Source organism: Neisseria sp. Marseille-Q2251 (assembly GCF_940793045.1).
Taxonomy (GTDB): domain Bacteria; phylum Pseudomonadota; class Gammaproteobacteria; order Burkholderiales; family Neisseriaceae; genus Neisseria.
Genome location: NZ_CALNWV010000005.1, coordinates 110873 through 118596 on the forward strand (window position 1 = coordinate 110873; position 7724 = coordinate 118596).

General features: G+C 48.3%; 6 protein-coding genes. 4 read left to right on the forward strand and 2 right to left on the reverse strand.

What is annotated here, in order from left to right; genetic code table 11:
• Positions 1-32: 32 nt before the first annotated feature.
• The gene (gloB, locus tag AAG834_RS03790; RefSeq protein WP_070511774.1) at positions 33-782 is read right to left on the reverse strand and encodes a hydroxyacylglutathione hydrolase; all 750 of its coding nucleotides are present in this window, start codon (positions 780-782) and stop codon (positions 33-35) included.
• 285 nt (positions 783-1067) lie between these two features.
• Positions 1068-2195: a PilT/PilU family type 4a pilus ATPase gene (locus AAG834_RS03800; RefSeq protein WP_003742946.1), complete on the reverse strand. Its 1128-nt coding sequence runs from the start codon at positions 2193-2195 to the stop codon at positions 1068-1070.
• A 187-nt stretch (positions 2196-2382) separates the two neighbouring features.
• Here AAG834_RS03800 and AAG834_RS03805 point away from each other — a divergent pair, with 187 nt between their 5' ends.
• The 4 genes from AAG834_RS03805 (at position 2383) to AAG834_RS03820 (ending at position 7561) form a co-directional block, all read left to right on the forward strand.
• Positions 2383-3084 (forward strand): 5'-methylthioadenosine/adenosylhomocysteine nucleosidase, encoded by a 702-nt coding sequence (locus AAG834_RS03805; RefSeq protein ID WP_342031304.1) that lies wholly within the window; start codon positions 2383-2385, stop codon positions 3082-3084.
• Positions 3085-3225: 141 nt separating this feature from the next.
• Positions 3226-5019, forward strand: a complete 1794-nt coding sequence (gene lepA, locus AAG834_RS03810; protein WP_036490455.1) for a translation elongation factor 4 — start codon at positions 3226-3228, stop codon at positions 5017-5019.
• A complete protein-coding gene (lepB, locus tag AAG834_RS03815) occupies positions 5019-6038 on the forward strand; it encodes a signal peptidase I (protein WP_342031305.1) in 1020 nt (339 codons plus the stop codon). Before lepA ends, lepB begins: the two co-directional genes overlap by 1 nt.
• Positions 6039-6436: 398 nt before the next feature.
• Positions 6437-7561: a hypothetical protein gene (locus AAG834_RS03820; RefSeq protein ID WP_342031306.1), complete on the forward strand. Its 1125-nt coding sequence runs from the start codon at positions 6437-6439 to the stop codon at positions 7559-7561.
• Positions 7562-7724 lie beyond the last annotated feature (163 nt).

Genomic DNA, 7724 nt, shown 5'->3' on the forward strand with positions numbered 1-7724 from the left:
GGAGTTCCTAAAAAACCTCATCCAATCCCCGTTTAAAACCGGTTTTTTAATTCCCGCAACGCGGCAAATACTTCCAAACCGCTGTTCAACCGCTTCCCTACCAAATCTTCAACCCGTTCGCGGACATGGGGCAAATCGACCCGTAAAAACGGATTGATTTTGCGTTCATGCGCGAGGGTAACGGGCAGGGTCGGCGTATGTTCCGCCGCTCGTAAAGCCGCTTGAATATCGGCATTTTCCGGTTCGATAAATTCGGCAAAACGCAGATTAGAGGCGGTATATTCATGCGCAGGATAAAACAGCGTATCTTCGGGCAACTGATTGAATCTTTGGAAACTGTCGTACAAATCTTCTATCGTTCCCGTAAACAACCTGCCGCAGCCGGCAGAGAATAATGTGTCGCCGCAGAAAACGTGCAAACCTTCGGCGTTTTCCAAAAGATAACTGACGTGGCGGTCGGTATGGCCGGGCGTCGCCCACACGGTAACCAACTCGTCGCCGAATGGAAACTGCGTACCCGCCGTAACTGTGTGCGTTGCCAAGTCAATATCCGCCTCGCCGTACACGGGCGATTCCATAAAGCCGTTTTTGAGGGATTGGACTCCGCCGATATGGTCGTGATGCAAATGGGTAATCCACGTTTGCGCCAGCATCAGGCGGTTGCGGACGAGAAATACCAAAACGGGCGTGGCATCGGACGGATCGACACAGGCGGCGTGGTTGCCGGCTTGAATCATCCAGATGTAGTTGTCGTTTAAGGCTTTGACGGGGGTAATTTTCATAGGATTTCTTTTGTAGGTAGTGATTTGGATGCGGCTGAACCATGAAGCCGTATGGTGTAGTGGATTAACTTTAAACCAGGACGGCGTTGCCTTGCCTTGCCTTGCCGTACTATCTGTACTGTCTGCGGCTTCGTCGCCTTGTCCTGATTTAAATTTAATCCACTATATTTATAAAACAGTTTAACAGAAATCGCTTGAACCTTATTGGTATGCTTTGTCGGCACAGACAAAAAAGGTCGTCTGAAAAGTGGTTTTCAGACGACCTTTGTTCATTTCCGACAACTTTTAAATCAGTTCCAAATCCGGACCGGCGTTTTGGGCGCGGCGGCTGCGCAGTTGGATGTCCAAACGCAGGTCGTGGGCGGAGTCAGCGTTTTTAATAGCGTCTTGGAAGCTGATGTCGCCGCGTTCGTACAGCTCGTAGAGCGCTTGGTCGAAGGTTTGCATACCCATGGCGGTAGATTTTTTCATCATTTCTTTAATGCCGTGGATTTCGCCTTTTTGAATCATCTCAGAAATAATCGGCGAATTGAGCAGGATTTCCACTGCGGCTACGCGGCCCTTGCCGCCTTCGCGGGGAATCAGGCGTTGCGAGATGAAGGCTTGCAGGTTGAGCGACAAGTCGGTCAAAAGCTGGGTGCGGCGCTCTTCTGGGAAGAAGTTGATGATGCGGTCGAGCGCCTGGTTGGAGTTGTTGGCGTGCAATGTGGCGAGACAGAGGTGGCCAGTTTCGGCAAACGCCAAGGCGTAGTCCATGGTTTCGCGGTCGCGAATCTCGCCAATGAGGATGACGTCTGGCGCCTGACGCAGGGTGTTTTTCAGTGCGGCAAACCAGTTTTCTGTATCCACGCCGACTTCGCGCTGGGTAATGATGCTTTTTTTGTGTTGATGGACGAACTCAATCGGGTCTTCGATGGTGATGATGTGGTCTTGGCAATTTTCGTTGCGGTGGTCAACCATCGCGGCGAGCGAGGTCGATTTGCCCGAGCCGGTACCGCCGACGAAAATCACAAGGCCGCGTTTTTTCATCACCACGTCTTTCAAGACGGGCGGTAGATTGAGGCTGTCAAAATTCGGGATTTTGCTGGTAATGGAGCGGAACACTAACGCCGTCGCGCCGCGCTGCACCATCGCATTGACACGGAAGCGGCTGGTGTCGGGCAGGCTGATGGCGAAGTTGCATTCGTTGGTAGAGGAAAACTCTTCGATTTGTTTGGTGGACATAATCGAAAAAGCGATTTCCATACATTTTTCAGAGGTCAGCGGCTCATCGGTAATCGGTGTGATTTTACCGTCCACTTTCATAGCGGGCGGAAAATTGGTGGTGATAAAGAGGTCGGAGCCTTTGTATTTGTTCATATGGCGCAGCCAAGTGAACAATTCGTCTTTTGCGCTGGGAGGATTGGTCATCATGATATTTGATAATTTCGGTGGTTATTTTATTAAAATGGATTATATCAAATAAATCATGATACATAAAAATAGCATGATTACCGTATCGAATAATAAGACAGGCGTGCAATACGGCGGATTCAATACGGGTATGGAATGCCGCCGCTGCTGTTATAATACCGCCCACAATTTCATGAAAAGGTAAAAAATGTCTGTACAAACAGTAGCAGTCATCGGCGCGATGGAACAGGAAATCGAGCTTTTGCGCGAAGCAATGGATAATGCCAAAAGCGTGTCTTTCGGTAAGTTTACCGCTTACGAAGGCGAAATGGCGGGCAAGCGCATGGTGTTGGTATTGAGCGGCATCGGCAAGGTCAACGCCGCGGTTTCAACGGCTTGGGTTATCCATCAATTCGCGCCTGACTGCGTCATCAATACCGGCAGCGCGGGCGGTGTGGGCAAGGGTTTGAAAGTCGGCGACGTAGTGGTCGGCACGGAAATCGCGCACCACGATGTCGATGTAACGGCGTTCGGCTATGTTTGGGGACAAGTGCCGCAACTGCCCGCCGTATTCGTTTCAGACGACCTCTTGGTCGGCAAGGCGAAACAGGCAGCGGAAGTGTTTGAAGGTGCGGCGGTAGAGCAAGGCTTGATTGTCAGCGGCGACCGCTTTGTCCACAGCAGCGAAGGCGTGGCAGAAATCCGCAGCCATTTCCCCGAAGTCAAAGCGGTGGAAATGGAAGCGGCGGCGATTGCGCAAGCCTGCCACCAATTAAACACGCCTTTTGTCGTGATCCGCGCCATGTCCGACTCGGCGGACGAAAAAGCGGACATCAGCTTTGAAGAGTTTTTGAAAACGGCGGCGGCAAGCTCGGCGAAAATGGTGGAAAAGATTGTCGCGTCGCTGTAAAACACGCATAAAATCATGCGGAAACAGTAAATTTCCGCTAGAATGTCAGGCTATTTCACTTTACCTGAAGGTCGTCTGAACGGTCTATTTGATTTTCAGACGACCTTTTCAGAATCACTGCTTATCTTTCAAAATAACAATATGAAAAATATCCGAAATTTCTCCATCATTGCCCACATCGACCACGGCAAATCGACGCTTGCCGACCGCTTCATCCAATACTGCGGCGGCTTGGATTTGCGCGAAATGAGTACGCAGGTGCTCGACTCCATGGACATTGAAAAAGAGCGCGGCATTACCATTAAAGCGCAAACCGCCGCGCTCAACTACAAAGCACGCGACGGACAGGTATATCAACTCAACCTGATTGACACGCCGGGACACGTCGACTTCTCTTACGAAGTCTCCCGTTCGCTGTCCGCCTGTGAAGGTGCGCTTTTGGTCGTTGACGCATCGCAAGGCGTGGAAGCGCAAACCGTGGCGAACTGCTATACCGCGATTGATTTGGGCGTGGAAGTCGTGCCTGTCTTGAACAAAATCGACCTGCCCGCCGCCGACCCCGAGCGCGTGGAACAGGAAATCGAAGACATCATCGGCATCGATGCCGTCGGCGCGGTGCAATGTTCCGCCAAAAGCGGCATCGGCGTGGAAGACGTTTTGGAAGAAATCGTTGCCAAAATCCCCGCGCCGACCGGCGATGAAAACGCGCCGCTGCAAGCCGTTATCGTCGATTCGTGGTTTGACAACTACGTCGGCGTGGTCATGTTGATTCGAGTGAAAAACGGCACCATCAAGCTGAAAGACAAAGTGCGCTTTATGAGCACCAAAGCGGAAACGCAGGTCGAACAGTTGGGTGTATTCACACCGAAATCGGTTCAAAAACAAGAACTCAAAGCCGGCGAAGTGGGCTTTTTGATTACCGGTGTGAAAGAATTGGGACAGGCAAAAGTCGGCGACACGGTTACTTTGGTTGCCAACCCCGCCTCTGAGCCGCTGCCCGGTTTCCAAGAGGTGCAAAGCCAAGTATTTGCAGGTCTCTACCCCGTGGAAAGCCACGACTACGAAGCTCTACGCGACGCTTTGGAAAAATTGCAGCTTAACGATGCTTCGTTGAAATTCGAGCCTGAAGTTTCCCAAGCATTGGGCTTCGGCTTCCGCTGCGGCTTCTTGGGCCTACTGCACTTGGAAATCGTGCAGGAACGCTTGGAGCGCGAGTTCGACATGGATTTGATTACCACCGCGCCGACGGTGGTTTACGAAGTCGTGTTGAAGAGCGGAGAAAAAATCGAAGTCGAAAACCCGTCCAAACTGCCCGACATCGGCAGCATCGAAACCATTCTCGAGCCGATTATCACCGCGACCATCCTCGTGCCGCAGGAATACGTCGGCAACGTCATGACTTTGTGTAATCAAAAGCGCGGCGTACAGGTCAATATGCAGTACATGGGCCGTCAGGTCATGCTGACTTACGATTTGCCCATGAACGAAGTCGTGATGGACTTCTTCGACAAACTCAAATCCACTTCGCGCGGCTATGCCTCGCTGGACTACCATTTCAAAGAGTTCCAACCGTCTGATTTGATTAAGCTCGACATCATGGTCAACGGCGAAAAAGTCGATGCCTTGAGCCTGATTGTGCACCGTCAAAGCGCCGTTCACCGAGGCCGCGAGCTGGCAGCGAAAATGCGCGAGTTGATTCCGCGCCAAATGTTCGACATCGCCGTCCAAGCCGCCATCGGCAGCCAGATTATCGCCCGCGAAAACGTCAAAGCCCTGCGTAAAAACGTTTTGGCGAAATGTTACGGCGGCGACATTACCCGTAAGAAAAAACTTCTCGAAAAACAAAAAGCGGGCAAACGCCGCATGAAACAAGTGGGCAACGTGGAAATCCCGCAAAGCGCGTTCTTGGCGATTCTGCAAGTGAGCGACAAATAATGAGCACAAATTTAATCTACGGCGCGATTGCCGCCATCGTTATCGGCATTTTCCTTTATTTCATAAGCAGCAAAGAACGTCAGGAAAACGGAGAATGGAGCTCCGGCCTGCAATGGGCGTATCTTTTGTGCATGATCGGCGTTTTCGGCATCCTGTCTTTTTACATGAGCTTTACCGCCGTATTGCTGATATTCGTCGTATTCACCGGCATTGTTTGGGCCATTCACAAAGGTCGTCTGAAAAAAGACCCGTCGCATCAGGACAAAGCCCACTTTACCGACTACATGAGCGGCTTTTTCCCGATCATCCTCGTCGTCTTCATCCTGCGCACCTTTATAGCCGAACCATTTCAAATCCCGTCCAGCTCCATGCGCCCCGGCTTGGTTAAAGGCGACTTCATCCTTGTGAACAAATTCGCCTACGGCATCAGAACCCCGATTATCAACAACGTCCTGATTCCGACCGGACAAATCGAGCGCGGCGACGTCGTCGTGTTCAACTACCCCGTCCAGCCTGAAATGAACTACATCAAGCGCATCGTCGGACTGCCGGGCGATACCGTCGAATACCGCGACAAAGTCCTGACCGTCAACGGACAAGTTGCCCCCGACCAACCGAACGGCACCTACTCCTACCCTGACGATACCGAACCGTCCGCAATCCACAACCCCGAACTTTTTCAGACGACCCTCAACGGCAAAATCTTCAACATCCTGAAAGAACCCGGACAACCCTCTGTCTTCATTCCCTCGCTCGACAACTACCGCATGAAAATCATGCCTGAAAACGGTTATTCCGTAGAGCAAAGCGGTTTGGAACACTGTCAATACGCCGAAGACGGCAGCGGCTTTACCTGCAAAGTGCCAGAAGGCCGCTACTTCGCCATGGGCGACAACCGCGACAACAGCGCCGACTCCCGCTACTGGGGCTTTGTGGACGACAAACTTATCGTCGGAAAAGCCTTCTTCGTGTGGATGAATTTCGGCGATTACAGCCGCATCGGCAGCAGCATCCAGTAAGTTGCCCGTTTTATTTCGATAAAACCAAAGGTCGTCTGAAAACTAATTTTCAGACGACCTTGTGTTTTATGGTAATTCTTAACGAATAAACCTCCCCTTTCTTCCTTACTTCAACTGTGACATCCTTAAATTTCATATAGCAAAGTTCACTCGTGCAAAAAATACATTCAAATTACTCATTTACCATTTTTAACTGAACTTAATCAAGCCCGCATATTTGTATTTGTTTATAATATTACGATAGCGTAAACATTGCTTATGTTTGTTTTTATCACCTACGAAATCACTGCTTATTATTTTTAAAATATCGCGTCGCAAGTCTAGATCAGAATGGTAAGACCATACTGATTTAAACTTAAACTACTATAAATTTATTTTTCAACCAGTAAGGATTATTTATGCACACTCAAAATAAATCACCTATTACTCATTTTGTTCTAAGCGGTATTTGTGCTGCAATTTTAGCAGCCTGCGGCAGTTCAAATGGAGGTGGAGATTCACCCAAAAATCTATCTGTAGCCCCAAAAAACAACATCAATAAAGATGACGCAAAAAAAGACAATACCAACAAAAACAACACTAGTAAGGATAATACTGACAAAGGCACTACCAATAAAGACAATTCCAACAAGATTAACACTGACAAAGGAAATGCCGACAAAAATAATGCCAATAAAGATAATAAAACTAACACTAACAAAGAAACATTATTATTAAATAAAGGCATTCAGGATAAACTGACCACACTAAAACTAAGTGATGTAATAAAAACTGAACAATTCAATCAAACTGAAGTGAATACCGGTTTCATTGCAAATAACTTAAGTGCGACCCCATTATTAGAGACAGCTAAAGGTCCACATGATCACCCTACCTCTCACCTTTTGACATCCGCTTATAGAAAAGATAAAACCAAACTTTTGCGCCCTCAAACAGTTATATTAGGGGGTGTAGCAACGCGTTACTTTACTAACTATACAGATGGTTATGTTGCGAAGAGAGCCGGTTATGATGAGATTGATACGCCATTAAGTGCAAAAAATCTGATTGGTGTAGATAAACGCAATAAAAATGGCATCTTGGTTAAAAATGGCAGGAGCGTTAACATCTTAGATCAAACTGCCAGCAAACTCGAATTAGATAGTGTAGGCGGTAGCCGTTATACAAAATGGTTTAATAATTTTGCTACTAATGCCGATAATGAAACTGAATTGGATAAAGGCCGCCGTGTATTAACAGATGTGAAATACAAATTAGATGCAAATAATAATCCTGTATGGACTGTAACTACCGAACCCAGCAGCGGTTATCAATATGCACATTCTTTAAATCGTTATTTTAACAATAATCCAGACGATGAATTATATGTTAACCAAAACGGTGAATATGCATATCGTTTTACATTAAAAAATCAACTACATTTGAAGTCAGTGCAGAATCAGCAAAAACCCATCCGGAACGTGCAGAGGCACTCAAAGCGAGACCTTTGCAAAATTCCTTTTCCCCCAACAGCCGAAACCTAAACAAAGATTTTCGGCTGTTTTCGTTTCAAATATCCACTAATTTTACCCAAATATCCCCTTAATCCTCCCCGGATACCCGATAATCAGGCATCCGGGCCACTTTTTAGGCAGCAACAGGCACACTTAGCCTGTTAGCCGCTTTCAACAGGTTCAAACACATCGC

Bases quoted from the DNA above. Each gene is read 5' to 3' on its own strand.
- AAG834_RS03800 (WP_003742946.1), bottom strand. From the start codon at position 2,195: ATGATGACCAATCCTCCCAGCGCAAAAGACGAATTGTTCACTTGGCTG.
- AAG834_RS03820 (WP_342031306.1), top strand. From the start codon at position 6,437: ATGCACACTCAAAATAAATCACCTATTACTCATTTTGTTCTAAGCGGT.
- gloB (WP_070511774.1), bottom strand. From the start codon at position 782: ATGAAAATTACCCCCGTCAAAGCCTTAAACGACAACTACATCTGGATG.
- AAG834_RS03805 (WP_342031304.1), top strand. From the start codon at position 2,383: ATGTCTGTACAAACAGTAGCAGTCATCGGCGCGATGGAACAGGAAATC.
- lepA (WP_036490455.1), top strand. From the start codon at position 3,226: ATGAAAAATATCCGAAATTTCTCCATCATTGCCCACATCGACCACGGC.
- lepB (WP_342031305.1), top strand. From the start codon at position 5,019: ATGAGCACAAATTTAATCTACGGCGCGATTGCCGCCATCGTTATCGGC.